This window comes from Halorubrum sp. Atlit-8R, assembly GCF_003666025.1.
GTDB classification, from domain to species: Archaea; Halobacteriota; Halobacteria; order Halobacteriales; family Haloferacaceae; genus Halorubrum; species Halorubrum salinarum.
Map to the genome: position 1 here is coordinate 1,036,668 of NZ_QPLV01000001.1, position 24,019 is coordinate 1,060,686.

Here is a 24,019-nt window from a genome sequence, read left to right on the forward strand (position 1 = left end):
TTAGTAGGTAACACCGATGTCATCACAGGATCTCTCGGCGGCGGAGTCGGCTGAGGCGGCGGAGACGACGGAATCGAGCCCCGACGCGACGACCGAGGCGGCGACGACCGAGGCGACGGCGCCCGAGACCCCGTGCCCCGTCATCGACTCGATCGAGCAGATCGGATCGCAGTGGCGGCTCGTCGTCCTCCACGAGCTGTTGAACGGCGAGGCGCGGTTCAACGAACTCAAGCGCGAGACCGACGCGAACGCGCGGACCCTCTCGCGCGTGCTCGACGACCTCCAGGAGACCGGCTTCGTCGACCGGCGGTTAGAGGAGGACTCGCCCGTGGCGACGTACTACAGCCTGACCGACAAGGGCGAGTCGCTCGCCCCCGTCTTCGAGGAGATCGACTCGTGGGCCCACGAGTGGCTCGCCGAGTGCGAGGCGTAGTCGAGACGTAGAGTGATCGGGGCGTCCGAGCGTTCCGCCGCCGAAACGCACACCCTTCTGCGGCGCGTATAGGTCTGCGTGTACGCCGGACTGAAGAACACCCCCTGTTGCCTGTGCGGCCGGGACGACACCCACACCCGGATCGCCGTGCCGCCGCGGGCGCTCCGCCTCATGGAGAACGGGGAGCCGATAGCCTGGCGCGACGTGGTCGGCACCGTCACGCTCCGCTTCTGCGCCGACGACTGGGACCTCGTGAGCGACCTCGCGATCGAGATGGACACGCACCCGCTCTCGCGGTGCAACGCCGCGCACGTCTCGCTCGACCTCCGCGAGGACCACGAGGCGCTGCTGTCGGCGACGAAGGCGGAGACCGACCAGACCGAGCTGGAGGCCCGCCTGTCCCGCGAGGCCGAGGCCACCCTCGACGCGGTCGACGACCCCTACACCGAGGAGCGCGACGTGGTCGAGGCCGTCGTCGTGTTGCGCGCGCTGGAGGAATTGGGCGTGCGCGAGCGGTCCGGCGTCGACGCCGCCGGCACCGCGGCGGCCGCGGACGACGACTGACCGGGCCGCGTCACCACCTGACCTCGAACCCCTCGATCCCCTCCGGCTCGCCGTACTCGGCGCCCACGTCGTCGACCTCGGCGGCCCGGCTCCCCGTCTCGCACCACGCGACCATGTCGCGGACGTCGCCCTCCGGCCCCTCGAAGACGGCCTCGACCCGGCCGTCCTCCAGGTTCCGCACCCAGCCGTCGACGCCCTTCTCGCGGGCCGTGTCGCGGGTGGTCGCCCGGTAGTAGACGCCCTGAACCCTGCCCGAGACGAAGACGTGCGCGCGAACGCGGTCGGTCATCGGTCGGTGGTGCGCCCGCCGTCGTGTTAAACGGCCCGCCGGCGGCCGGCTCACAGCGGGTCGGCTCCCGGCGGGTCGACCTCGCGCCCGCAACCGACGCCTACTAACTCCCGGGCGCCGACGGGGTCGACATGGACCTGTTCGGAACCGCCGGGATACGCGGCGGCGTCGAGGACCGTGTCACGCCGGCGCTCGCGCTCGCCGTCGGGCGAGCCGTGGCCGCCGAGATACGCAGCCGAGCCGAGGGGTCGCCCGCGGGGTCGACCCCCGAGTCGACGGTCGTGCTCGCCCGCGACGGGCGGGTGACCGGCCCGGCGCTCGCCGCGGCGATGGAGGCCGGGCTGTCGGCGGGCGGCGTCGACGTGCGCCGCGCCGGGCGACTGCCGACGCCGGCGCTCGCGTACGCCTCGCGCGGTCGGTACGGCGTGATGCTCACGGCGTCGCACAACCCGCCGACCGACAACGGGATCAAGCTGTTCCGCGACGGCGTCGAGTTCGACCGCGACGCGGAGCGCGCCGTCGAGGCGCGGGTCGCCGACGAGGAGGCGGTCGCCCCGTGGGACGACTGGACCGAGGCGGTCCGGACCGACCCGCTCGGGGACTACCTCGACGCCGTGCGCGAGTACGCCGCCGGCTTCGGCGCGCCCCTCGACGGGCTCCGCGTCGCGGTCGACTGCGGGAACGGGATGAGCGCGCCCGCGACGCCGGCCGTCCTCCGCGAACTGGGCGCCGACGTGGTCACGCTCAACGGCAACGTCGACGGCCACTTCCCCGGCCGCGGGAGCAAGCCGACCCCGGAGACGCTCGCCGACCTGCGGGCGTTCGTCGCCGACGCAAACGAGGGCGTCGAGAACCCGGGCAGACCGACGGCCGGCGAGTCCGGTGAGGGCGACGGCTCGGGAGAGACGGAGGGGTTCGCCTTCGGCATCGGTCACGACGGGGACGCCGACCGGATCGTGATCGTCGACGCGGACGGCGAGGTCGTCCACGAGGACACGGTCCTCGCGCTCCTCGCGGAGCGGTACACCCGCACGAGCGACGCGGCGGACCCCGTCGTCGTGACGACGCCGAACGCCTCGGGCCGCATCGACGAGCGCGTCCGCGAGGCGGGCGGCCGGGTCGAGCGCGTGCGCCTCGGCGCGCTCCACGAGGGGATCGCCGCCGTGCGGGAGTCGGCCACGGACGCCGGCGCCCTCGGCGAGGCGGGCGCGGTGGGCGAGGCCGGCGCCGCGGGCGAGGTCGGCGCCGACACGCGCGTCGTCTTCGCGGCCGAGCCGTGGAAGCACATTCACGTCGCCTTCGGCGGGTGGATCGACGGCGTCACCTCCGCGGCGGTGATCGCCCGCCTCGTCGCCGACGAGGGGCTCGACGCGCTCCGAGCGCCGATCACGGAGCGCCCGTACCGGAAGGTGAGCGTCTCGTGCCCCGACGACGCGAAGGGCGGCGTGATGGACCGACTGGAGACGGCGCTGCCGGAGGCGTTCCCCGAGGCCGCGGTCGACACCGACCACGGGGTCCGGCTGGAGTTCGACGACGCCTCGTGGACGCTGGTCCGCCCCTCCGGGACGGAGCCGTACGTCCGGGTGTACGCCGAGAGCGACGAGGTCGACGCGCTGGTCGCCGAGGTCGAGGGCGTCGTCGAGGACGCGGTCGCGGCGGCCTGAGTCCTCGCGTCGCCGGTGGCGTTCCCGATCGAGACCCCGCGACTGCGGGCCGTTTACGACCGTGAGAGATTCGGGTTCGTGGATCGAACCCGTCGATACCGGGGTCGATTCCGCCGGGTTCGCTCCGTACGTCCGCACGAACGTGTGACGGCCGCGTCGGGGGAACGACGAATTTATGCCCCGTTCCGACGGGGTTAGTAGTGAGATGGCATCCGACTTCGAACGGCGGCGGTTCATCAAGGCGGCAAGCGCGGCGGGCCTGATCGGCCTCGCCGGATGTAGCGGCGGTCCGAGCGACGGGTCTGACGGGTCTGACGGGTCAGACGGATCCGACGGTTCGGACGGGTCCGACGGCTCTGACGGGTCTGACGGCTCCGACGGGTCCGATGGGTCCGACGGCGACGACGGCTCCGACGGCGGGAGCGGTCCGGCGGCGAACATCGGGATGGTGTACGCGACCGGCGGCCTCGGCGACGGGTCGTTCAACGACCAGGCCCAGCAGGGCGCGATCGAGGCCGAAGAGGAGCTGGGGATCTCCTTCCGCGAGGCCCAGCCTGACGAGGTGGCGCAGTTCAGCACCTTCCAGCAGCAGTTCGCGAACTCCAGCGACCCGGACTACGACCTGGTGTGCTGTATCGGGTTCCTCCAGGCGGACTCGCTCACCGACACCGCGTCGTCGTACCCCGACCAGGACTTCATGATCGTCGACTCGGTCGTCGACGCGGACAACGTCGCGAGCTACACGTTCCGGGAGCACGAGGGGTCGTACCTCGCGGGCCTGATGGCGAGCCTGCTCACGACGCGCTCGTTCTCGGCCGGCGCCGGCTCCACCCAGGGCGACTCGACGAACCTCGGGTTCGTCGGCGGCGTCGAGTCCGACCTGATCCAGAAGTTCCAGGCCGGCTTCGAGGCGGGCGTCTCGGCGGGCAACGACGACGTCGACGTCAGCGTCAACTACACCGGCAGCTTCAACGACCCGGCCGCCGGCCGCGAGGCGGCGACCTCGATGTACAACAGCGGCGCGGACATCGTCTACCACGCCGCGGGTAACACCGGCACCGGCGTCTTCCAGGCCGCCCAGGAGCAGGGGAAGTTCGCGATCGGCGTCGACCGCGACCAGTCGGTCACGCGCCCGGACTACGCCGACGTCATCCTCGGCAGCATGGTCAAGCGCGTCGACACCGCGGTGTACAACGCGATCGAGGCGACCGTCGACGACGAGTTCCCCGGCGGCTCGAACGTCGCCCTCGGGCTCGACAACGACGGCGTCGCGCTGGTCTACGGTGACCAGCTCGGCTCCGAGATCCCCGACGACGTCACCGAGGAGGTCGCGACCGCCCGCGAGAACATCATCGCCGGCGACATCGACGTCCCCTCGGAGCTGTAAGGCCCCTCGACGGGAGTCGCCCGCGCGCCGCCGCGCCGGATACTGTCGGCGCTCCGACCGGTCGGCGCGCCGCGGGGACCGAATCATATCCAAACATATTCAGCCACCCTCGAACCAGAGGGAAGTAGACCAATGGCCACAGCCGTCCACCTCGACGGGATAACCAAGCGGTTCCCCGGCGTCGTCGCGAACGACGACGTCGACCTCGAGGTCGAACGCGGCACCGTCCACGCCCTTCTCGGTGAGAACGGGGCCGGGAAGACGACGCTGATGAACGTCCTTTACGGCCTCTACGAGCCGACGTCGGGAACGGTCCGGCTCGACGGCGAACCGCAGGCGTTCGGCTCGCCGCGGGACGCGATCGACGCCGGGATCGGAATGATCCACCAGCACTTCATGCTCGTCGACCCGATGACCGTCACCGAGAACATCACGCTCGGGAGCGAGCCGCGGAAGTGGGGCGGCCTCGCCGTCGACCGGGAGGCGGCCCGAGAGGCCGTGGCCGACCTCGCCGACCGGTACGGCTTCGACGTGGATCCGGACGCGCGGATCGAAGACGTCTCGGTCGGGGAGCAACAGCGCGTCGAGATCCTGAAGGCGCTGTACCGGGGCGCCGACACGCTCATTCTCGACGAGCCCACCGCCGTGTTGACGCCACAGGAGGTCAACGAGCTGTTCGAGGTGTTAGAAGAGCTGACGGCGCAGGGCAAGACGATCATCTTCATCACCCACAAGCTCGGCGAGGCGATGCGCGCCGCCGACGAGATCTCGGTCCTCCGGGACGGCCGGAAGGTCGGGACCGTCGCCGCGGACGCGACCAGCCAGGAGGAGCTCGCGGAGCTGATGGTCGGCCGCGAGGTGCTCATGGACGTCGACCGCGGCGCCGCGGAGACCGGGGACGTCGTCGCGTCGGTCTCGGATGTGGTCGTCGAGGACGACCGCGGGGTCCGAGCGGTCGACGGCGTCTCCTTCGACGTGCGCGGCGGCGAGGTGTTCGGGATCGCGGGCGTGGACGGCAACGGACAGACGGAGCTGGTCGAAGCGGTGACCGGGCTCCAGTCGGTCGACGCGGGCGAGATCCGCTTCCTGGGCGAGGACGTGACGACCGCCTCGCGGCGCGACCGGATCGACGCCGGGATGGCGTACGTCCCCGAGGACCGGCAGGAGCGCGGGCTGGTGATGGAGTTCGACCTCGTCGAGAACGGGCTGTTGGGGAGCCAGCACGACCCCGACTTCGCCGCCAACGGCCGGGTCGACTGGCCGACGACGCGCGACCACGCGGAGGCGATCATCGACGAGTACGACGTTCGCCCGCCGGACGCCGACGCGGACGCAGAGTCGCTCTCGGGCGGCAACCAGCAGAAGTTCATCGTCGGCCGGGAGTTCGAGCGCGACCCGGAGCTGGTCGTCGCCTCGCACCCGACGCGCGGCGTCGACATCGGCTCGATCGAGTTCATCCACGAGCGGCTGCTGGAGCTCCGCCGGCAGGGCGTGGCGGTCCTCCTCGTCTCCTCGAAGCTGGAGGAGGTCCAGGGGCTCTCCGACCGGCTGGCGGTCATCTACGAGGGGGAGTTCATCGACGTGGTCGACCCCGACGAGACGACCGAAGAGGAGCTCGGACTCCTGATGGCCGGGGAGCGACCCGGCGAGCGCGCCGACGGCGACCCGGACCCCTCGTCGCCGCCCGACGGGGCGGACGCGGCGGACGACGAGGCGGCGGTCGACGCGGTCGATCCGGCAGGTGACCGGGCGTGAGCGTCGCCGACCGCGCCCGCGACGTGCTCTCCCGGCTCGCCACGGCGTCCGGGACCGAACGGATCCTGATCAGCACCGCCGCGCTCGTCCTCTCCGTGCTCATCGGCGCGGTGCTGGTGCTCGTCGCCGGACGCATGACGACGTGTACCGCCGGCGAGGCGGTGTACTACTTCGGGACCGGGTTCTGTTACGACCCGATAGCGGTGTTCGACCGCCTCTTCCTCGGCGCACTCGGCGACCCCTTCAGCGGCGGGTGGTCGCCGAACGGGCAGTTCGCGGTCACGCTCCGCGAGACGACGCTCCTGATCTTCACCGGCCTCTCGGTCGCCCTGGCGTTCCGCGCCGGGATCTTCAACATCGGGACGCAGGGGCAGCTCGTCGTCGGTGCGCTCGCGACCGCGCTCGGTGTCCTCTGGGCGTCCTCGTTCGTGTCCGGCGTGGTCGGGACGGTCGTGTTGATCCCGTTCGGCCTGCTCGTCGGAGCGGTGTTCGGCGGCCTCTACGGCGCGATCCCCGGCCTGTTGAAGGCGTACGCCGACGCCAACGAGGTGATCACGACGATCATGCTCAACTTCATCGCGACCGGCGTCGCGCTGTACCTGGTCAGCGGCGTGTTCAAGGACCCCGAGAGCGCCGCCAACCAGACGGTCCCACTCCCGGAGTTCGCGCAGTTCCCGGCGGTGCTGTTCGGCGCGCGACAGGACTTCTCGCTGGTCGCGCTCGTGTTCGGGCTCCTCGCGCTCGGCGCGCTGTACTACCTCCTCGAACACACGGCGTTCGGGTACGACGTCCGGACGAGCGGCGTCCAGCCGGAGGCGGCCGAGTACGGCGGGGTCGACGCCGAGCGCACCGTCGTCGCGAGCCTGACGCTGTCGGGCGCGCTCGGCGGCATCGCCGGCGCGATGTACGTGATGATGGTGCTCGGCACGTTCCAGACCGGGATCCCCTCGTACGGCTTCGACGGGATCACCGTCTCGATCCTCGCGGGCAACAACCCGCTCGGCGTCGGGATCGCCGCGCTGCTTTTCGGCGTGCTGAAGAGCGGGACGACGGTCGTCCAGTTCGCGACGGACGTGCCGCCGCAGCTGGTCGGCGTCCTCCGGGGACTCATCATCCTGTTCGTGGCGATGCCGGAGTTCTTCCGGCTGCTCGCCCGGGGGCTCCCGGGGATCGGCCGGGGCCCGGAGTCGGCCGCGACCGACGGCGGCGTGCCGGTCGACGGGGGTGAGGCCGATGAGTGACGCGGCCGCGGACGGGTCGGCGGCCGGGCGGAGCGCCGAGCCGGAGTCGATCCTGGAGCGGTACTCGACCCGCGCGCTCGTCGCCGGCGTCACGGTCGTCGGGATCGTCGCGCTGCTGCTCGCCGGGCTGGCCTTCCCGGACTCGATCGCCGGGACGCTCGCGGACGCGCTCACGAGCCGGTTCACGCTCGCGTCGGCGCTGCGCCTCTCGGTCCCCATCGCATTCGCGGCCCTCGGCGGGATCTTCGCCGAGAAGTCGGGCGTGATCAACATCGGACTGGAGGGGCTGTTGATCATCTCGGCGTTCAGCGCCATCTACGTCGCCGACATCACGGGCGGGGTCTGGGTCGGCTACGCGGGCGGCGTCGTCGCGAGCACGCTGCTCGCGGCGCTGTTCGCCGTCGTGACGATCGGCTTCCGGGCCGACCAGATCATCGCCGGGCTCGCGGTGTGGCTCATCGCGCTCGGGCTCGCCCCATTCGCCTCCCAGGTGTTCTACGGGAGCCCGAACTCCCCGACCGTGGCGACGACGGGGTCGATATCGGTGCCGGTCCTCGCCGATATCCCGTTCTTCGGCGCGCTGTTCTCGGCGTCGCCGTCGGTGTACATGCTGTTCGTCGCCGTCGCCGGGTCCTGGTACGTGTTCGAGCGGACGGCGTTCGGCCGGTGGATCCGCGCGAGCGGTGAGAACCCGAAGGCCCTCGACACCGCCGGCGTGAGCGTCACGCGCGTCCGCTACGCGGCGGTGCTGATCTCGGGGGTGCTCGCCGGGATGGGCGGCGCGGCGCTGTCGCTCGACCTCGGCCAGTTCACCGGGAACGGCCCGACGATGGTCAACGGGAAGGGGTTCATCGCCATCGTCGCGTACCTGTTCGGCAACTACAACCCGGTCGGGACGTTCTTCTCGACGATGCTGTTCGCCGGGCTGGACGCGCTCCAGACGGTCCTCCAGACCCAGGGGATCGGCGTCCCCCGCCAGCTCATCCGGATCACGCCGTTCGTGGTCGTCATCCTCGTGCTCGCCTTGGTCGGCCGGACGCGGCTCCCGGAGGCGGCGGGCGAACACTACGAGACAGAGGAGTAATCGGCGGCGCTCGGGAGGCCGCCGCTCCGCCGCCGCGTCAGTCCGACGCCCCCGCCTCGTCGGCCGGCGACGGCAGGCGCAGGTCGGCGAAGTCCTCCGCGTCGCCGACGCCGGTGACGACCTTGACCTCGTCGGTGATCGGGACGCCGACGCAGGAGAGGCGGGCGTTCGCCGTCCGGATCTGCTCGTCCGAGAGGATCGACTGTCCCGGCATTGCCACGTCGCCCTCGACGACGATCACGGCGCAGTTCGAGCAGGCGCCGCCGCGGCAGGCGTACGGCCACGAGCGGCCGCCGCGCTCCGCCGCCTCGAGGATCGACTCGCCGGGCTCGACGAGGAAACGCCCGTACTCCGGGAGGTCGAGGTCGGCCTCGGCGGCCTTCGCGAACAGGTCGTCGTCGTCGATCGACCACCCGCGCTCGTCGACGACGGCCCTGTCGAGGTGGTAGACGGTCGAGGGCGTCCCGCTCCGAACCGGTTCGACCGACCCCTCGGCGTACCGGCGGACCACGTCGGCCGCCTTCGGGACCGGCTCGCTCGCGAGGTCGTCGAACCAGTCGCGGACCGTCGCGGGCGCGAGGTTCGACTCGTCGGCGACCGCCTCGATGTCGACCCCTTCGAGGCGGGCGACGGTCGAGACGAAGCCCGGCGAGTCGAGGGCTTCGATCGTCTCCGCGACCCACTCCTCCGAGCGGTCGTACCACGATGCCAGCTCCGCCGTGCCGATCCCCCGGTCGTACGCGACGGCGACCATCAGCGCCGCGGTCGCCTCCGACGACCGGACCTCCGAGAGCCACGCGCGGAGGCGGTCGGCGTCGACCTGGTCGAGGTGACCCATACCATGGACATCCGTCTCCGGCCCGTTAAACGGTGAGCCTGAACAGTTAGGCTCCGCGCCGCCCGCCTCGGGTCGCGGTCGCCCGCGAAATCCGTCGCCTCCGACGCGACCGAAACGGGAGCAAAGAGTTTTGCCGGGGGCACGACACGGTCCGGTAATGGATATCGACGAGTACGACGTCGTCGTGGCGGGCGCCGGGACCGCCGGCTGCTACGCCGCCGCGACGATCGCGAACGAGGGGCTCGACGTCGTCATCGTCGAGCGGAAGGACGCTGAGGAGGCCGGCCACATCGCCTGCGGCGACGCCCTGAAGGGCGCGGACGCCTTCCCCGAGGCGATCCCGAAAGAGCGGCTCGAACCCGCGTTCACGAACACCGGCGTCGATCACGGTCGGTTCGAGATCCCCCAGGAGGACACGGTCCTGGAGATCCCGGTCCCCGGCGAGCTCGCCGTCATCGACCGCTGGGAGTACGGCCGTCAGATCATCGCCGGCGCCGAGGACGCGGGCGTCGACTTCCACTACGACACCGTCATCAACGACGTGCTCCAGGACGACACCGGCCGCGTCACGGGCATTCACGCGGTGCGAAAGGGGGAGCCGAAGACGTACACGGCGGACGTCGTGATCGACGGCGCCGGGTCGCTCTCGCTGCTCCAGGACAAGGCCGACTTCGAGGGGACGACCTTCGACACGAACGTCCGGTACTCGCAGTTCTGCTCGGCGTACCGCGAGATCGTCGACGTGCCGGAGCCGGTCGAGTGGGACGACGCCCTCGTGTTCAAGGCGACCGACCGCGCGGCGGGCTACCTCTGGTACTTCCCGCGGACGGCGACGGAGATCAACGCCGGCCTCGGCTTCCAGATGACGGAGGAGCCGATGCAGCTCGTCGAGTCGCTGAAGCGGGACCTCCGGGACCGCCCCGAGTTCGAGGGCGCGGAGGTGCGCGACAAGCTCGGCGCCGCGCTGCCGACCCGCCGGCCGTACGACTCGGCGGTCGCGCCCGGCTACATGGCGGTCGGCGACGCCGCGGGCCACGTGAACCCGACGACCGGCGGCGGCATCGCCGGCGCGGCGTACGCGGGCAAGTACGCCGGCGAGCAGGCGGTGAAGGCCATCTCCGACGGCGACGTGAGCGAGGAGAACCTCTGGCGGTACAACACCCGCGTCATGGACCACTTCGGCGGGCGCTACGCCGGCCTCGACGTGTACAACGTCCTCTCGACCGCGGTCGACGTGGACGACCTGATGGGCCTCCTCGCGTCGCTGCCGGGCGAGAAGCTCGCGGAGGCGCTGTACGAGGGGTCGACCTCGATGTCCTTCGGGCTGAAGGTGAAGGCCGCGATCAAGTCGTTCGGCTACTGGGGGACGATCCGGAACTTCTACCAGACGAAGTCGCTGGCCGACGAGCTGATCGCCCACTACGACGAGTACCCGACGAGCCCGGCCGCGATGGCCAACTGGACCCGCGAGCGCGACGCCATCATGGACCGCGTGTACGAGACGACCGGCGCCGACGCGAAGTACTGACCCCGTGACCGGCTACCGACTCACTACCGTCGAGACGGTGCGCGAGCGGGGGTCGTGGGCGTTCACGGCCCGCGAGGGCGACGCCGACCGTGAGGTGTTCCTCGTGCCCTGCGTCGACGAGCCGGACGGCGGGGTCGACGAGCCGGACGGCGGCGGTGACGGACAGCCCGTCCGCGCGTGGATCAACCGCTGTACCCACGAGGACCAGCGGCTCCACCGCGAGGAGGTGGGCGCCGTGACGCGCGGCGGCTCGGTCGTCTGCCCGAAGCACGGCTCGGCGTTCGACGCCTGCGAGGGGTCCTGCGACAACGGCGAGGCCGCCGGGACGACGCTCCGGTCGATCGACATCGCGGTCCGCGACGGCGCGGTGTTCCTCACCGACGACGACCTCACGTACCTCTACGAGGGGTTGCCGGACGACGACGGCGACGACGACGGGCCCGCGTCGAGTTCGCACCTCACGTTCTGACCGCCGTCGCCCTCCGTCGACTCCGCCTCGTTACGGCCGCGTTTCGGCGACTCGCCGGATCGCGCCGGCGATCACGTCGATACCGATCCCGATGTCCGCCTCGACCACGTCGAAGTCGCTCGTGTGGTGCCCGCCGGGGTGGTCGGTGCCGACGCCGAGGTAGCAGGCGAGCCCGCCCTGCTCTTGGACGCGGTTCATCAGGTACGTGGCGTCCTCGGAGCCGCCGAGGTCGTCGCTGTCGACGATGCTCGTGACGCCCGCCACGTCGCCCGCGGACTCGCGGACGAGGCCGGCGAGCGCGTCGTCGCTCGTCGCGCTGGGGGCCTCACCGAGCGTCGACACCTCGACCTCGCAGTCGTGCATCTCCGCCGCCGAGTCGAGGATCCGGTCGGCGTGGTCGGACATGTACTCGGCGAGCTCCGTCGTCTGCCCGCGCAGCTCGCCCTCGATGTGCGACTCCTCGGGGATGATGTTCGTCGCCGTGCCGCCGCCGACGAGCCCCGCGTTGACCCGCGTGGGGCCGTCGGCGTGCCGCGGGATGGCGTAGAGGTTCTGTATCGCGGCCGCCATCGCCTGGACCGAGTTCCGGCCCTGCTCGGGGCGCGCGCCGGCGTGGGCGGGCTCGCCGGAGAACTCCGCGAGGAAGTGCCGCACCGCGAGGAACCCCTCGACGCCGCAGACGACCTCGCCGGACGGGTGATCGAGGCCGACGTGGACCGCGTAGAGGTAGTCCACGTCGTCGAGGTGGCCCGACTCGGCCATCGGCTTGCCGCCGGCGACCTGCTCTTCGCCCGGCTGGAAGAACACCTTCAGCGTGCCCGAGAAGTCGGAGTCGAGGACCGCGTCGAGCGCGCCGAGCCCCATCGTCGCGTGGGCGTCGTGGCCGCAGGCGTGCATGAACCCCTCGTGCTCGGAGCGGAACCCCTCGCCCGCCGGGACGTGGTCGCCGGACTCCGACTCCGTGATCGGGAGCCCGTCGATGTCGACGCGGAGGCCGACCACGGGGCCGTCGCCGCGCTCGGCGACCGCGACGCAGCCGGTGTAGCCTCCGGAGAGCTCGTCGACGATTTCGGGGGCGGCGCCCGCCTCGCGGGCCTGGTCCTCCCACTCCGCTAACTCCTCGTCGTCCGGCACGTTCAGGCGCTCGTCGCCCGCCAGCGCGTCGGGGCCGACGTGGAGCGCCGTCAGGTCCCGCTCGCGGAGCTCCTCGACGATGCGGGCGGTGGTGTAGAACTCGCGCCACGCGGGCTCCGGGTGGCGGTGGAGGTCGCGGCGGAACGCGCGGTACTCGTCGCTGTCGAGAGCGCTCATACCGTCGGGTGGCCCGGCGACCGCTTAAACGATCGCCTCGCGGAGAGCGACGCGGGCCGCGCCGCCGACCGCCCGCGGTCGCCTCACTCCTCCCGGGTCTCCATGCGCTCCGAGTAGTCCCAGGCGTGGAGCCGCTCGGGCTCGATCCGGATCTCGACCTCGTCGCGCTCGGGCCGCAGGAGCCGTTCGGCGGTCGGGTTGTCGGTCCCGCCGAGGTACTTCGTCAGGAGCGACCGCAGGAGCCGCTTGTCCTCGTCCGGGACGACCGTCGCGCGACCGCGGCCGCGGACCCCCTTGTACGGCGGGTCGTTCGTCGACACGTCGAAGGAGACGTGGTTGTCGTGCTCGACGAACTCGACGAGGTCGGCGCTGGCGCTCGTCGCGCAGCGGATCGCGCCGGTCTGGGCTTCGGGACCGCCGTCTCCGTCGCGATCGGCCCCCGCGTCCGGGTCCCACGCGAACCACAGCGAGACGATCCACGGGCGGTCGCTCGGCGTGCGGCAGCCGAGCCGGACCGGGACGCGCGCGGCGGCGAGGTACTCGTCGACGCGCTCGCGGTCCCACGGGCCGGTCGGGTCCATACCGATCGGTCGGTCGCGGTCGGCCTAACAGTTCCGCCGCGCGCGGCGGAGCGCGGGCCGGCGACCGTCAGGCCGCCGGCACGCCGAGGGTGATCGTCGTCCCGGTCTCGTCGGCGCTCGGGCCGTCTCCGTCGGCGCGGGTCGTCTCGATGGAGAGCCAGCCGTCGAACGCGTCGGCGGTCGCGCGCACGATCCAGAGGCCGAGCCCGCTCGCGTGTTCCAACTGGGTCTCCGGGTCGCGGCCGGTGATCACGCGCCCCTCCGTCTCCCGGATCCCCGGCCCGTCGTCGCTGACGGCGATCTCGACGTCGCCGTCGCGCTCCCGGGCCGACAGGGTGACCTCGCTCGCGCCGTGGTCCGGCGCGTTCGTCGCCAGCTCCTCGACCGCCGTCGCCAGCCGCTCGTCGGCCAACGCGGCGCAGGGATCCACGTCGGTCTCGACCGTCTCCGCGCCGGCCTCGCGGGCCGCTTCGGCGGCGTCCGCGACGACGTCGCCGACGTCGACCGGCCCGCGCTCGTCGGGGCAGCGCTCGAAGGCGGCCTGAAGCCGCTTGGCGTCCTCCGCGAGCCCGCCGATAACCGACGCGCTGCGCGAGACGGCCTCGGCCGACTCCCGCAGGTCGGGGTCGTCGGCCCCCTCGGCGACGATGCCGGCGTGTCCGCCGAGCACCGTCGTCTCGTTGCGGAGGTTGTGTCTGAGCACGCGGTTGAGCACCGAGAGCTTCCGCTGCTCCTTCGCCAGCTGCTGCGCCCGGACTCGCCGGGCATCGTAGACACCGATGATCACGTGGGCGACGGCGCCGATGGCGAGCACCTTCGCGACCGAGAAGGTGGGCGCGACGAACGGCGAGCCGAGCGCCGCCTGATACCGGAGGATGCCGAGCATGATGCCGCCGAGCACCGCGATCCCGAACAGGTTCCAGACCGCGATCCGGACCGCGTTCCGGGTGGAGAAGGAGCTCCGGAACAGGAGCGGCCCGACCGCCACGAGCGCGACCGAGAGGACCGTCCCCAACACGGAGAGCGCGACGCCGATCGGCGGCTCCCCGCCCGACGCGAGCGGCGTGACGTTCGGCACGAGGAGCGCGAACCCGGTGAGGGAGACGAACGCCGCCGCCGCGGCCCGCGTGGCCCCCGCGTCCGGCCGCCCCGCCGCGTAGTCCGGGTCGGCGACGCCGAGCGTCACCAGCAGCTCCCGCAGTCGATCCACTCCAGCGTCCCGCGTGTCGAACCGTCGGCCCATCGGGCGACCGGACGGAACGCCGAGTGAAAACCGTTGGCCCCCGGCTATCACTGACCGGAATCTACCGGTCGCCCCGCCGCAGTCGGTCGACCGTCGACGGGCTCGCGACGCCGCGACCGCCGCGGCGCGGACGGGGAGCGCTCCGCTCCGGCGGCTGGGCCGCGGCGCCCGCGGAACACAAGAGAATTGACCGTCCCCGCGCGAGTGGTGGTATGACCGACTACTTCGAGGTCCACGAGCGCGACGGCGCCGCCCGCCTCGGGGAGGTCCGCCTCGCCGACCCCGTCACGACGCCGGCCCTCGCGGACTCGTTCCTCGACGACGCCGGGAGCCTCTGGGCCGGCGACCGCGAGGTGCCCGACGGCGACGAGAGCGCGCTCACGGTGCTGCCCCACCGATCGTTCCCGGCCGGGACGCGCGACGAGGTCCGCGAGTCGTTCGCGGTCGACCACCCCGACGCGGATTTCCCCTCGGCCGCGGTCGTCGACAGCCGGAGCGCCCGCGACCTCGGCGCCGACGCCTACCTCCTCTCGGACGCCCAGGGGTTCGTCGGCCACGGCGAGGCGTTCCGCGACGCGGTCGTCCGCGCGAAGGCGGACCTGCCGCCGGACGCCGCGCTCGGCCTCGCCGGCGTCGCCACGCCGCGGAACGTCGCGCTGCTCGCGTACGCCGGGGTCGACCTCGTCGACGCGACGCTCGCCCGGACGAAGGGCACCCAGGGGATGTACCTCACCGCGGACGCGGAGCACTTCCTCGAAGATCTCGCCGAACTGCCGTGCGCTTGTCCGGCCTGCGCCGGACCGCGGAGCGAGTTCACGCGCGCCGACTGCGCCGACCACAACGTCAACGCGCTCCGCGCGGAGCTCCGCCGCGTCCGCGAGCGGATCCGCAGCGGTCGCCTCCGCGACTACGTCGAGGGACAGGCCCGCCACGAGGGATGGCTCACGGCCGCGTTCCGCGAGTTCGACGACCAGTGGGGGTACCTCGAAGAGCGGACGCCGCTCATGCGCGACGCCGAGGTGACGGCGGCGTCGGCGGAGACGCTCGACCGCGTCGAGATCCGCCGGTTCGCGGACCGCGTCACGAGCCGCTACCGCAACCGCTTCACCGACCAGCCGCTCGTCTTAGTCCCCTGCTCGGCGACGAAGCCGTACAGCGACTCACAGAGCCACCGCCAGTTCCACGACGCGATCCAGTGGCGCGGCCACACCGTCTCGATGACCTCGCCCATCGGCGTGGTGCCCCAAGAACTGGAGACGACCTACCCCGCGCAACACTACGACTCGGTCGTCACCGGCGACTGGAGCGAAGACGAGATCGAGTTCGTCGCGGAAGTCCTCCGGCGGTACCTCGAACGCAACGACTACTCCCGCGTCGTCGCGCACGTCCCAGAGGACGGCTACCGCGAGATCTGCGAGCGCGTCGAGAGCGACCCCGATATCGACGTCCCCTTCGAGTACACCTGCGTCGACCACCCGACGACCGACGAGTCGCTCGGCGAGCTGAACGCCGCGCTCCAGGGCGAGCCCGCCTACAGCAAGCGGGAGCGCGAGCACAACACCGTCCGCGGCATCGCCGACTTCCTCCTCGGCGACGGCGCGGGCGACGACCTGTTCGGCGGGCCGGGCGAGGCCGACGTGCGCACCACCGGTCGCTACCCGAAGCTCCAGGTGTGGGGCGACGACCCCGACGCCGGCCGCGAGGGCGAGCCGGGCGAGCAGCTGGCGACGATGGTCCCCCAGTACGGCACCCTGTCTTTCACCCTCGCCGGCGCGCGCCGCTGGGTCGCGAGCGACGCGCCGACGAAGCGGGTGGAGATCGACTCGTTCGTCCCGCGCGGCTCCGTGCTCGCGCCGGGCGTCGTCGACGCCGACGGCGACGTGCGGGTCGGCGACGAGGTCGTGGTTGAGGGGCCGAAGGCGTTCGCCGTCGGCCGCGCGGCGATGTCCGGCCCGGAGATGGCGGGATCGACGCGCGGGGTCGCCGTCGAGGTGCGACACGCCGAGGAGAAGTGAGCGACCGCGCAGGAGGCCGTCCGACTCGATAGTCTGAGCGGGTCGCGCTCCTCGCAGAGTCGTGCGCCCGTCCCGAGGCCGCGCGCCCGTGCCGTCCGAGGTCGACGCCGAGCGCCTCGATGACCGCTCACGCGCCGTGAAGACCGCTCACGACCCGTGTTGCTCGACGTACTCTCGGGCCGCCTCGCGGATGACTTCCTCGGGGCCCTCGACGCACTCGCTGCGGATGTCGGGGTACTGCCCGTCGAGCGCGCGGGCGACGTGCCCGTCGAGGTCGGCGACGGCCTCGACCGCCATGCCCTCCAGGTCCTCCGAGAGGAGGCTGGCGACGGCCCGGCTGACCGCGCAGCTCCGGCTCTCGAAGGCGATCGCCTCGATGCGCCCGTCGGCGATCGTCACGTGGAACTCGCCGTCGTCGCCGCAGGTCGTCTCCTCCGAGGACTTCACGAACGTCGGATCGGTGAGCGCGCCCGCGTTGCGGGGGCGGTGGTAGTGGTCGCTGATGCGGTCGTGGTAGCGGTCGGAGGCGAGGTACGCGTCCAGGTCCTCTCGGGCCGAGTCGACGACTTCGAGGAGGCGGTCCACGTCCGCGCGGGTGTTGTACACGTAGAAGGACGCGCGGGCGGAGCCGGGGACGTCGAGCCGGTCGTGGAGCGGCTGCGTACAGTGGTCGCCGGCGCGGATGGCGATGCCGCGGTCGTTGAGGAGGCTGGAGAGGTCGTGCCCGTGGACGCCCTCGACGTTGAACGAGACGAGGCCGGTGCGCTCCTCGCCGACGCCGGGGCCGTACGCCCGGACGAACTCCCGGTCCGCGAGCTCCCGGAGCAGGTACTGCGCGAGGTCGTTCTCGTGCTCGCGGACGGCGTCCATGCCGAGCTCGGCGAGGTAGTCGACGGCCGCGCCGAGCGCGATGCCCTCCGCGATGGGCGGCGTGCCGGCCTCGAACTTCCAGGGCAGCCCGTTCCACGTGGAGTCGGTGAGGGTCACGTTCCGGATCATCTCCCCGCCGAAGAGGAACGGGTCGAGGTCCTCCAGCAGCTCCCGCTTCCCGTACAGCCCCCCGATCCCCGTCGGGCCGGCGAGCTTGTGCCCGCTGAACGCGAAGAAGTCCGCGTCCATCGCGCCCACGTCGACCGGACGCGTCGGCGCGGACTGGGCGCCGTCGACGACCGCGTACGCGCCGTGCTCGTGTGCGAGGGCGGCGAGGTCCGCGACGGGGTTGACCGTCCCGAGCACGTTCGAGACGTGGGGGACGCAGACGACCGCCGTGTCGTCGGTGACGATGTCGCGGGCCGCGTCCGCGTCGAGGTGGCCGTCGGCCGTGACCGGGACGTGGCGGACGGTCGCGCCCGTGCGCTTCGCGATCTGCTGCCAGGTGACGAGCGAGGCGTGGTGGTCCATCTCCGTCGCGACGATCTCGTCGCCCTCGCCGAGGTGCCGGCCGAGACCGTACGCGACGAGGTTGATGCTCTCGGTGGTGTTCTTCGTGAAGACGATCTCCTCGCGGCCGTCGGCGCCGAGGAAGTCTGCGACGCGGTCGTGCGCCCGTTCGTAGGCGAGCGAGGCCTCGTGGCTCAGCTCGTGGATCCCGCGGTGGACGTTCGCGTTGTACCCCGCGTAGAACTCCTCGAACACCTCGTACACCTGGCGGGGAGTGTGCGTGGTCGCGGCGTTGTCGAGGTAGGTGAGCGGATGGCCGTTCACGCGCCGGTCGAGGACGGGGAAGTCCGCACGTATCGCTTCGGCATCGAAACCCATGTCACTACCGAGAGATCAGTTCTCCTTAAATTAACCGCAGATGATACTGGTACTCAATAACGCGGTCGACGGGGGCTACATGGCCGACGAGATCGCTCACTTCCTGCCCGACGCCCGCGTGTACGACTACCCGCACGAGGACGGCGACCCGAGCCTCGACGGCGTGGACGGCGTCGTCATCGGCGGGAGCGAGGTCGGCGTCTACGACGAGCCCGACCAGCCGTGGATCACGGCCCAGAAGCGGTTCGCGCGCCGACTCGTCGAGGAGGAGGTCCCGACGCTCGGGATCTGTTTCGGCCACCAGATCCTGAACGCCGCGCTCGGCGGCGAGGTCGTCGACAGCGGCACCTCTCGGCTCCGGCTCTGCGACGCCGAACTCGACGCCGACGAGCCGCTGTTCGACGGCGTCGAACCGACCGTGCCGGTGCTCCACTCCGACGTGGTGACGGAGCTCGGCGACGGGATGGACGTCATCGGCCGCGCGGACTACTACGAGTACTTCGCCACCCGCCACCGCGACCGGCCGGTCTGGTCGGTCCAGTACCACCCCGAGTTCACCCCTCGGATCGTCGACGAGTACGACGGCTGGGAGGCGACCGACCGCTCCTTCAAGGACGCCACCGCCACCCGAACGCTCGCCAACTTCGCGGCGCTCGCGGAGTCGCTCGGGGACGACTCGTAGCGGGCGGGCCCGCGACGACTTGGGGCCCGCTCGCGGCGTGCCATCGGCTCCGCCGCCCGGGCCCAATCGCCGCCCGGTCTCAGTCGTCCGCGGTCGCCTCGGGCCGGTACGCCTCGCTTATCGCCTTCCACTTCCCCGACCTGAACCGGAGGTAGTTGATCGCGGCGGGGATCGTCGTCTCCGCCATGAACGCGAGGTAGAGCCCCCACAGGCCGATCGCGGGCAGGGCCACCTCCGGGATCGTGACGCCGACGAGCGGGAGGTCGATCGCCGGCGTCGCGTCGTGCGCGCCGACGTACGCGAGGGGGATCGAGACGCAGAACATCCCGAGGAACTGGCTCGCGAAGGGGATCTTCGTGTCGCCGGCGGCGTCGAGCGGGCCGGCCGCCCCGCCGGAGACGCCCTGGAAGATCACCGCCGCGCAGGCAGCGTACACGAGGTTGACGGCGATCGGGATCTCCGGGCTGGTGGGCGACTCGGCGAACAGCGAGACGATGTCGGTCGCGAAGGTCGCGATCAGCACCGCGGAGACGGCGTACGTCGCCACCGAGAAGCGGATAATGTCCCGGGCGTACGCCTCCGCCTCGTCGGGGCGCTCGACGCCCAGCTCCTGCCCGACCAGGCTGGAGGAGGCGAGGCCGAAGCCCCAGCCGGGCGTGTTCATGATCCCCCAGATGCGGCGGGCAATGACGAACGCGGCCACGGTGTTCTGCCCGAACACGTCGAGGATGGCGAGCATGGGAAACTCCGCGGCGGTCCACACGAGGTTGCGCGCGCCGACGGGCACGCCAATCTCGACGAGGTCGCGGAGCATGCCGGGGTTGACGTACGAGCCGGTCGCGTCGATGGCGACCGGGAACTCGCCGATCAGCGGGGCGCTCCCGCGGACGAGCCCGACGGTGAAGCCGGCGACCGCGAGCACATTCGAGAGGACGGTGCCGACCGCGGCGCCCTCGACGCCCCAGCCGAGGCCGAAGATGAACAGCGCGCTGAGGACGATGTTCGCGACCGCGCCGCCCGCCCGGACCTGCATCGCGGTGTAGGCGTCGTCGCAGCCGACGAGCACGCGGCTCCCGACGAGGTTGAGCGCGGCGAAGGGGACGCCGAGCCCGACGACGCGGAGGTAGTCGGCGCCGTAGGCGATCGCCGCCTCGTTGCTGCTCAGGACGTCGATGAACGCCGGCGCGTACAGCCAGAACGCGCCGCTGACGGGGACCGTGATCGCGATGACGAGGAGGACGCTCGACCGGACCGCGTCGCCGAGCTCGACGAACGCCTCGGCGCTGAACCGCTGGGAGACGAGGGCGATGGTGCCGCCGGCGACGCCGCCGCCGAGCGCGAACGCGAGCCCCCAGTAGGGGCCGGCGAAGCCGACGCCGGCGACGGCGCTGGTGCCGACCGCGACGCCGACCATCGCGACGTCGACCGCGTTCTTCGACATCCGGGCGATCCCCGTGACGATCCGCGGCCACGCGAGGTCGGTGGTCCGGACCACGCGGTGGCGGTCGATCAGGCCGACCCGGGCGAGGGCGAAGCCGATGTACAAGATCAGCAGCCGAAACGGGTTCGGGAGGCGGGAGATCAGCGACCGGAGGGAGCTCGGAAGGCGAGACACGACGGATGAGCCCGTTTCCCGCTGGCGGCTAAAGGGGTTTCGTCACGCGGCAGGCGGTTCCGGATCGACTCCCGGACCGGCCCGCGGTCAGGCGCCGGAGACCAGGTAGACGGCCGCGGCGGCGAAGGCGATGCCGAGCCCCTTCCGGGCCGTGAACGACTCGCCGAGGAACAGGAAGCCGATCACCGACGAGAAGACGAGGAACATCGCGAAGATGGGCGTCACGACGCTCACGGGCCCCAGCGAGAGCGAGCGGTAGAGTGCGAGGATGCCGATGCCGAGGAACACGCCCGCCGCGAGGACGTGCGCCAGCTTCGGCGACGCGAGGTGGCTCGTGAACCCCTGTCCGGTGTACGCGATCACGCCGATCGCCATGGCGACGAGCAGCGTGTTCGAGACGACGACGGCGACGTCGCTCGGGATCGCGTTCGGTCCGGTCGTGGCGACGCGCATCAGCGGCGAGACGAGGGCGTACGCGCCCATCGCGAGCAGCGCGTACGGGAGATAGGTCGTGGCCGTAGCGTCCATGTGCCGCGGTCGGCGTCCGGCGTCAAGTGCCTATCGACCCGCGTCCGGCGGCGCCCGCCGCGAGACCGAGCCGCTCGCGGCCGACGGGCCGTCCGCTGGCGGTTCCGGGGCCTCGTTCCTGTCGTCGCCGACCCCGGACGCCGCCCGGTCGATCGGCACGGCGACCGTCACGAGCGTCCCCTCGGGGTCGCGCTCGTCGAACGAGATCCGGCCGCCGAGGTGGTCGACGCCCCACTTGACGATCCACAGGCCGATCCCGCTGCCGTGCCGGAGGGGAGTCTCCGTGCCGCGGTCTAGTACGTCGTACTCCGCGGGGTCGATCCCGGGGCCGTCGTCCGCGACGGTGATCGTAACCCAGCCGTCCGCGACCGCGGCGTCGACCCGCATCCACGGCGCGTCCGCGTCGTTGTGCTGTACCGCGTTCGAACAGAGGTTCTCCAGGACGACCACCAACACCCCTCGGACGGGGACGGTCGGCACCTCTCCGACCTCGATCCGCGCGTCCGGATCGTCCGCCCGCGCCTCGTCGACGGCCCCGTCGACGACCGCCGGGAGTGGCGTCCACTCCGACTCCTCCGTCGGGTCGAACAGCTCGCCGGCGGTCCGGGTGCGCTCGCTGAGGTCCAGCATCCGCTCGGCGCTGTCCGAGATGACGGACATCGCGCGCTCGTCGGTCGGATCCGAGCGGAGCTGTTCGAGGTACCCCAGGATGAGGTTCGTCTCCGTGCGAACGTCGTGCCGGAAGACGCGGTTGAGCACGTTGAGCCGCTGCTGTTGGCCGAGGTACGCCCCCACGTCGTGGTAGGTGATCACCCGCGCGGTGGTGCGGTCGTGGTCGTCGACCACGTCCCTGATCGTCGCCTCGTAGGGGCGCTGCCCGTCGCGCCCGACGACGCGTATCGCCCGCGGCTTGTCGTCCCCGCCCGCGTCGAGTTCGCGGACCGCGTCGTACTTCGGGACGACCGCCGACGCCGGCTCCCCGATGGCCGCTCGGCGGTCGACGCCGAACGTCTCGGCCGCGCTCTCGTTTAAGTCGACGAGGAGCCCCTCCGTCCCGACGACGAACACGGGGTCGTGGAGCTGCTCGAAGACGAGCTGGCGCGCGCGGCGGCGCGGGGCGGGCGCGAGCGTCAGCAGCCGGAACCGCGAGAGCGCGAGCAGGTACGCGACCCCCGAGACCCCGAACACCAGCGGCGTGGGGTCGAGCCCGGGGATCGGGATCGCGCCCGAGAGGTACGCGACGCTGCCGGCCCACGGCGCCGCGGTCCCGACGAGGAGCGCCGCGCTCTGTCCCCGGAACGGGCGGGCGTCGTCGCGGATCAGCTGGATCAGCGGGACCGATCCGACCGCCCCGAGGAGGTAGGTGTAGCCCGCGATGATGTAGTACAGCGGCCCGGGCACCACGTCGAGGAACGTGCCGACGGCGGTCTCGCGGACGACCCGGTCGACCGCGAGGAGGTTGCCCGGGTCGCCGGCGGCGGCGACCGCGACGGTGGCCGCGGGCACGACGGACACCATCGCCACGGAGAACGGCGTCACGTAGCGGTCGTAGCCGGTGTACGCCAGCGCGAAGAAGAGCCACCCGACCGGGATGGCGACGACGCCGACCCACTGGACGTCGTACCACAGCGCTTTCGCCGGCAGCGTCGTCGCCTCCAGTTCGAAGACGAGGAACGTCGCCCACCAGACCTGCCCGGCGAGCAGCACCGCGAGCCAGGTCGCGCCCGGCTCCGGCCGCTCCCGCCACGCGAGGATCGCCCCCGCGAGCCCGACCGTCACGGCCACGAGGAGGGCGACGGACAGGGGACTCAGCGCGGCCATGGCGTTTTTTACGCGCATCGCATTTATAACTCATCTGGTCGGATTAGTTCATTGAAAAAATCGGGCGCTCGGGCCTCAGCGCAGGGAACGTCCCGCTCTCACAGCCCGATCGCGAGGAGGGCGACGCCGGCGACGAGGTAGCTGCCGTCCGGGGCGACGCCGAGCGCCGTCCCGTCGAGCCGCCCCGCGAGCGCGGTGACGGCCAGGGAGACGGCGAGCCCGACGGCCAGCGCGGCGAGGGCCGGGGTCGCCGCCGCGCCGGTCGCGAAGGCAACCGCGAGCAGCCCGGCGGCGACGGCGTCGACGCCGAGGAGGATCCGCCGCGTTCCGGCGACCCCGAAGACGACCGGGAGCGTCGCCACGCCCCGTGCCGCGTCCGCGGCGGCGTCCCTGACGTTCGGGACCTCGACGTCGACGAACGAGCGGACGAGGACGTACGCGAACAGCAGGGCGACCGTCCCCAGCCCGACCGAGTCGACGGGGACGCCCGCGAACGCGAGCGGGGCGGCGACGACCGCGACCGCCCAGGCGAGCGCGACCGCCGCGGAGTTGAGGAGGAACACGTCCTTGAGCCGCGGCACCGAGCCCGCGCCGAGCGGCGCGAGGCGGTCGCCGAGGGTCGGTAGCCAGTCGGTGGCGTAGCCGATCCACACCGCGCCCGGGACGAGCGCGAGCGCCAGCGCCGCGGGCCCGGCGCCCGCCGCGAGCGCGACCGCGAGCCCGTAGCTCACGGCGGCGGCGACCATCAGCTGGTCGGCGTAGCGGAGCGCGAAGCGGGCGCGCAGCGGTGTCGAGTCCGCGTCGCCCTCCGCGTCGGCGACGTGGTCGGCCGCGTACACGGAGAATGCGATCAGTCCGACCGCGACCGGCGCGGCGGACCGCTGGACCCCGAGCGCGGCCGTCACGAGCGCCACCTCGACGGCCGCGACGAGCGCGGTGAACGGGGCGCCCGCGGCGAACGCGGCGACCCGGCGCACGGCGCCCGTGTCGGGGGGAGTCACGCGCGAGCGATACTGCGATGTCGTGCCGTCTGCCGTCGACGGCTTCGTCGGTTCGTTTGCCATAGAGACGTTCGCCGCCGTTGGACGGCGAACGTGCGATATGGGGGATCGAGCCGTATCTATCCACCCCGATCGGCGTTAATAAAACGCGAATTCGCGCTGTATCGGATTGGCCGGTCCGGCCCGTCGCGGGGGTTCGGGCTTCAGTACGC

General features: G+C 72.0%; 21 protein-coding genes. 11 read left to right on the top strand and 10 right to left on the bottom strand.

Annotated features, from left to right (window positions below):
• The first annotated feature begins 16 nt into the window (after nt 1-16).
• Nucleotides 17-433 carry a helix-turn-helix domain-containing protein gene (locus DVK05_RS05090; protein ID WP_121562299.1) on the top strand — a complete coding sequence of 139 codons (417 nt, stop codon included), beginning with the start codon at nt 17-19 and terminating at the stop codon, nt 431-433.
• 78 nt (nt 434-511) lie between these two features.
• On the top strand, nt 512-997 hold the full coding sequence (locus DVK05_RS05095) for a hypothetical protein (RefSeq protein WP_121562300.1): 486 nt from the start codon (nt 512-514) through the stop codon (nt 995-997).
• A 10-nt stretch (nt 998-1,007) separates the two neighbouring features.
• Here the strand turns inward: DVK05_RS05095 and DVK05_RS05100 are convergent, their stop codons facing one another.
• Entirely contained in the window at nt 1,008-1,286 is a 279-nt protein-coding gene (locus DVK05_RS05100) for an acylphosphatase (protein WP_121562301.1), read from the bottom strand.
• 131 nt (nt 1,287-1,417) lie between these two features.
• Here DVK05_RS05100 and DVK05_RS05105 point away from each other — a divergent pair, with 131 nt between their 5' ends.
• The 5 genes from DVK05_RS05105 (at nt 1,418) to DVK05_RS05125 (ending at nt 8,417) form a co-directional block, all read left to right on the top strand.
• On the top strand, nt 1,418-2,950 hold the full coding sequence (locus tag DVK05_RS05105; protein ID WP_121562302.1) for a phosphomannomutase: 1,533 nt from the start codon (nt 1,418-1,420) through the stop codon (nt 2,948-2,950).
• A gap of 205 nt (nt 2,951-3,155) precedes the next feature.
• Complete coding sequence (locus tag DVK05_RS05110) at nt 3,156-4,337, top strand: BMP family protein (RefSeq protein ID WP_121562303.1); 1,182 nt, start codon at nt 3,156-3,158, stop codon at nt 4,335-4,337.
• Nucleotides 4,338-4,469: 132 nt separating this feature from the next.
• Nucleotides 4,470-6,092, top strand: a complete 1,623-nt coding sequence (locus tag DVK05_RS05115) for an ABC transporter ATP-binding protein (protein ID WP_121562304.1) — start codon at nt 4,470-4,472, stop codon at nt 6,090-6,092.
• Nucleotides 6,089-7,333 (top strand): ABC transporter permease, encoded by a 1,245-nt coding sequence (locus DVK05_RS05120; RefSeq protein ID WP_121562305.1) that lies wholly within the window; start codon nt 6,089-6,091, stop codon nt 7,331-7,333. Before DVK05_RS05115 ends, DVK05_RS05120 begins: the two co-directional genes overlap by 4 nt.
• On the top strand, nt 7,326-8,417 hold the full coding sequence (locus DVK05_RS05125; RefSeq protein WP_121562306.1) for an ABC transporter permease: 1,092 nt from the start codon (nt 7,326-7,328) through the stop codon (nt 8,415-8,417). Before DVK05_RS05120 ends, DVK05_RS05125 begins: the two co-directional genes overlap by 8 nt.
• Before the next feature lie 37 nt (nt 8,418-8,454).
• Here DVK05_RS05125 and fer read toward each other — a convergent pair whose 3' ends face one another.
• Nucleotides 8,455-9,255 carry a ferredoxin Fer gene (gene fer / locus DVK05_RS17735; RefSeq protein WP_121562307.1) on the bottom strand — a complete coding sequence of 267 codons (801 nt, stop codon included), beginning with the start codon at nt 9,253-9,255 and terminating at the stop codon, nt 8,455-8,457.
• 157 nt (nt 9,256-9,412) lie between these two features.
• Between fer and DVK05_RS05135 the strand changes: the two genes are divergently transcribed.
• A complete protein-coding gene (locus DVK05_RS05135) occupies nt 9,413-10,783 on the top strand; it encodes a geranylgeranyl reductase family protein (protein ID WP_121562308.1) in 1,371 nt (456 codons plus the stop codon).
• 4 nt (nt 10,784-10,787) lie between these two features.
• On the top strand, nt 10,788-11,252 hold the full coding sequence (locus tag DVK05_RS05140; RefSeq protein WP_121562309.1) for a Rieske 2Fe-2S domain-containing protein: 465 nt from the start codon (nt 10,788-10,790) through the stop codon (nt 11,250-11,252).
• A gap of 30 nt (nt 11,253-11,282) precedes the next feature.
• On the opposite strand, the gene DVK05_RS05145 is transcribed toward DVK05_RS05140, so the two are convergent.
• The 3 genes from DVK05_RS05145 to DVK05_RS05155 form a co-directional block, all read right to left on the bottom strand.
• The gene (locus DVK05_RS05145) at nt 11,283-12,563 is read right to left on the bottom strand and encodes an amidohydrolase (protein WP_121562310.1); all 1,281 of its coding nucleotides are present in this window, start codon (nt 12,561-12,563) and stop codon (nt 11,283-11,285) included.
• Nucleotides 12,564-12,646: 83 nt separating this feature from the next.
• Nucleotides 12,647-13,144: a pyridoxamine 5'-phosphate oxidase family protein gene (locus tag DVK05_RS05150; RefSeq protein ID WP_121562311.1), complete on the bottom strand. Its 498-nt coding sequence runs from the start codon at nt 13,142-13,144 to the stop codon at nt 12,647-12,649.
• Between the two features lie 67 nt (nt 13,145-13,211).
• Nucleotides 13,212-14,387, bottom strand: coding sequence for a sensor histidine kinase KdpD (locus tag DVK05_RS05155; RefSeq protein WP_121562312.1), 1,176 nt, complete (start codon nt 14,385-14,387; stop codon nt 13,212-13,214).
• Nucleotides 14,388-14,599: 212 nt separating this feature from the next.
• Between DVK05_RS05155 and arcS the strand changes: the two genes are divergently transcribed.
• The gene (gene arcS, locus DVK05_RS05160; protein ID WP_121562313.1) at nt 14,600-16,402 is read left to right on the top strand and encodes an archaeosine synthase subunit alpha; all 1,803 of its coding nucleotides are present in this window, start codon (nt 14,600-14,602) and stop codon (nt 16,400-16,402) included.
• Nucleotides 16,403-16,549: 147 nt separating this feature from the next.
• On the opposite strand, the gene DVK05_RS05165 is transcribed toward arcS, so the two are convergent.
• Nucleotides 16,550-18,160, bottom strand: coding sequence for a SufS family cysteine desulfurase (locus tag DVK05_RS05165; protein WP_121562314.1), 1,611 nt, complete (start codon nt 18,158-18,160; stop codon nt 16,550-16,552).
• A 40-nt stretch (nt 18,161-18,200) separates the two neighbouring features.
• Here DVK05_RS05165 and DVK05_RS05170 point away from each other — a divergent pair, with 40 nt between their 5' ends.
• Nucleotides 18,201-18,842: a type 1 glutamine amidotransferase gene (locus DVK05_RS05170; RefSeq protein ID WP_121562315.1), complete on the top strand. Its 642-nt coding sequence runs from the start codon at nt 18,201-18,203 to the stop codon at nt 18,840-18,842.
• Nucleotides 18,843-18,921: 79 nt separating this feature from the next.
• Here the strand turns inward: DVK05_RS05170 and DVK05_RS05175 are convergent, their stop codons facing one another.
• The 4 genes from DVK05_RS05175 to DVK05_RS05190 form a co-directional block, all read right to left on the bottom strand.
• A complete protein-coding gene (locus tag DVK05_RS05175; protein WP_121562316.1) occupies nt 18,922-20,457 on the bottom strand; it encodes an MATE family efflux transporter in 1,536 nt (511 codons plus the stop codon).
• An 87-nt stretch (nt 20,458-20,544) separates the two neighbouring features.
• Nucleotides 20,545-20,985 (bottom strand): EamA family transporter, encoded by a 441-nt coding sequence (locus DVK05_RS05180; RefSeq protein WP_121562317.1) that lies wholly within the window; start codon nt 20,983-20,985, stop codon nt 20,545-20,547.
• 30 nt (nt 20,986-21,015) lie between these two features.
• The gene (locus tag DVK05_RS05185) at nt 21,016-22,806 is read right to left on the bottom strand and encodes a histidine kinase N-terminal 7TM domain-containing protein (RefSeq protein WP_233562137.1); all 1,791 of its coding nucleotides are present in this window, start codon (nt 22,804-22,806) and stop codon (nt 21,016-21,018) included.
• Nucleotides 22,807-22,904: 98 nt separating this feature from the next.
• Nucleotides 22,905-23,870 carry a UbiA family prenyltransferase gene (locus DVK05_RS05190; RefSeq protein ID WP_121562318.1) on the bottom strand — a complete coding sequence of 322 codons (966 nt, stop codon included), beginning with the start codon at nt 23,868-23,870 and terminating at the stop codon, nt 22,905-22,907.
• Between the last annotated feature and the right edge of the window lie 149 nt (nt 23,871-24,019).

What these genes read in the sequence shown, in the direction of transcription:
- DVK05_RS05090 (WP_121562299.1), top strand. Translation starts at nt 17, where the DNA reads ATGTCATCACAGGATCTCTCGGCGGCGGAGTCGGCTGAGGCGGCGGAG.
- DVK05_RS05100 (WP_121562301.1), bottom strand. Translation starts at nt 1,286, where the DNA reads ATGACCGACCGCGTTCGCGCGCACGTCTTCGTCTCGGGCAGGGTTCAG.
- DVK05_RS05105 (WP_121562302.1), top strand. Translation starts at nt 1,418, where the DNA reads ATGGACCTGTTCGGAACCGCCGGGATACGCGGCGGCGTCGAGGACCGT.
- DVK05_RS05110 (WP_121562303.1), top strand. Translation starts at nt 3,156, where the DNA reads ATGGCATCCGACTTCGAACGGCGGCGGTTCATCAAGGCGGCAAGCGCG.
- DVK05_RS05115 (WP_121562304.1), top strand. Translation starts at nt 4,470, where the DNA reads ATGGCCACAGCCGTCCACCTCGACGGGATAACCAAGCGGTTCCCCGGC.
- DVK05_RS05125 (WP_121562306.1), top strand. Translation starts at nt 7,326, where the DNA reads ATGAGTGACGCGGCCGCGGACGGGTCGGCGGCCGGGCGGAGCGCCGAG.
- fer (WP_121562307.1), bottom strand. Translation starts at nt 9,255, where the DNA reads ATGGGTCACCTCGACCAGGTCGACGCCGACCGCCTCCGCGCGTGGCTC.
- DVK05_RS05135 (WP_121562308.1), top strand. Translation starts at nt 9,413, where the DNA reads ATGGATATCGACGAGTACGACGTCGTCGTGGCGGGCGCCGGGACCGCC.
- DVK05_RS05145 (WP_121562310.1), bottom strand. Translation starts at nt 12,563, where the DNA reads ATGAGCGCTCTCGACAGCGACGAGTACCGCGCGTTCCGCCGCGACCTC.
- DVK05_RS05150 (WP_121562311.1), bottom strand. Translation starts at nt 13,144, where the DNA reads ATGGACCCGACCGGCCCGTGGGACCGCGAGCGCGTCGACGAGTACCTC.
- DVK05_RS05155 (WP_121562312.1), bottom strand. Translation starts at nt 14,387, where the DNA reads ATGGGCCGACGGTTCGACACGCGGGACGCTGGAGTGGATCGACTGCGG.
- arcS (WP_121562313.1), top strand. Translation starts at nt 14,600, where the DNA reads ATGACCGACTACTTCGAGGTCCACGAGCGCGACGGCGCCGCCCGCCTC.
- DVK05_RS05165 (WP_121562314.1), bottom strand. Translation starts at nt 18,160, where the DNA reads ATGGGTTTCGATGCCGAAGCGATACGTGCGGACTTCCCCGTCCTCGAC.
- DVK05_RS05170 (WP_121562315.1), top strand. Translation starts at nt 18,201, where the DNA reads ATGATACTGGTACTCAATAACGCGGTCGACGGGGGCTACATGGCCGAC.
- DVK05_RS05180 (WP_121562317.1), bottom strand. Translation starts at nt 20,985, where the DNA reads ATGGACGCTACGGCCACGACCTATCTCCCGTACGCGCTGCTCGCGATG.
- DVK05_RS05185 (WP_233562137.1), bottom strand. Translation starts at nt 22,806, where the DNA reads ATGGCCGCGCTGAGTCCCCTGTCCGTCGCCCTCCTCGTGGCCGTGACG.
- DVK05_RS05190 (WP_121562318.1), bottom strand. Translation starts at nt 23,870, where the DNA reads ATGGCAAACGAACCGACGAAGCCGTCGACGGCAGACGGCACGACATCG.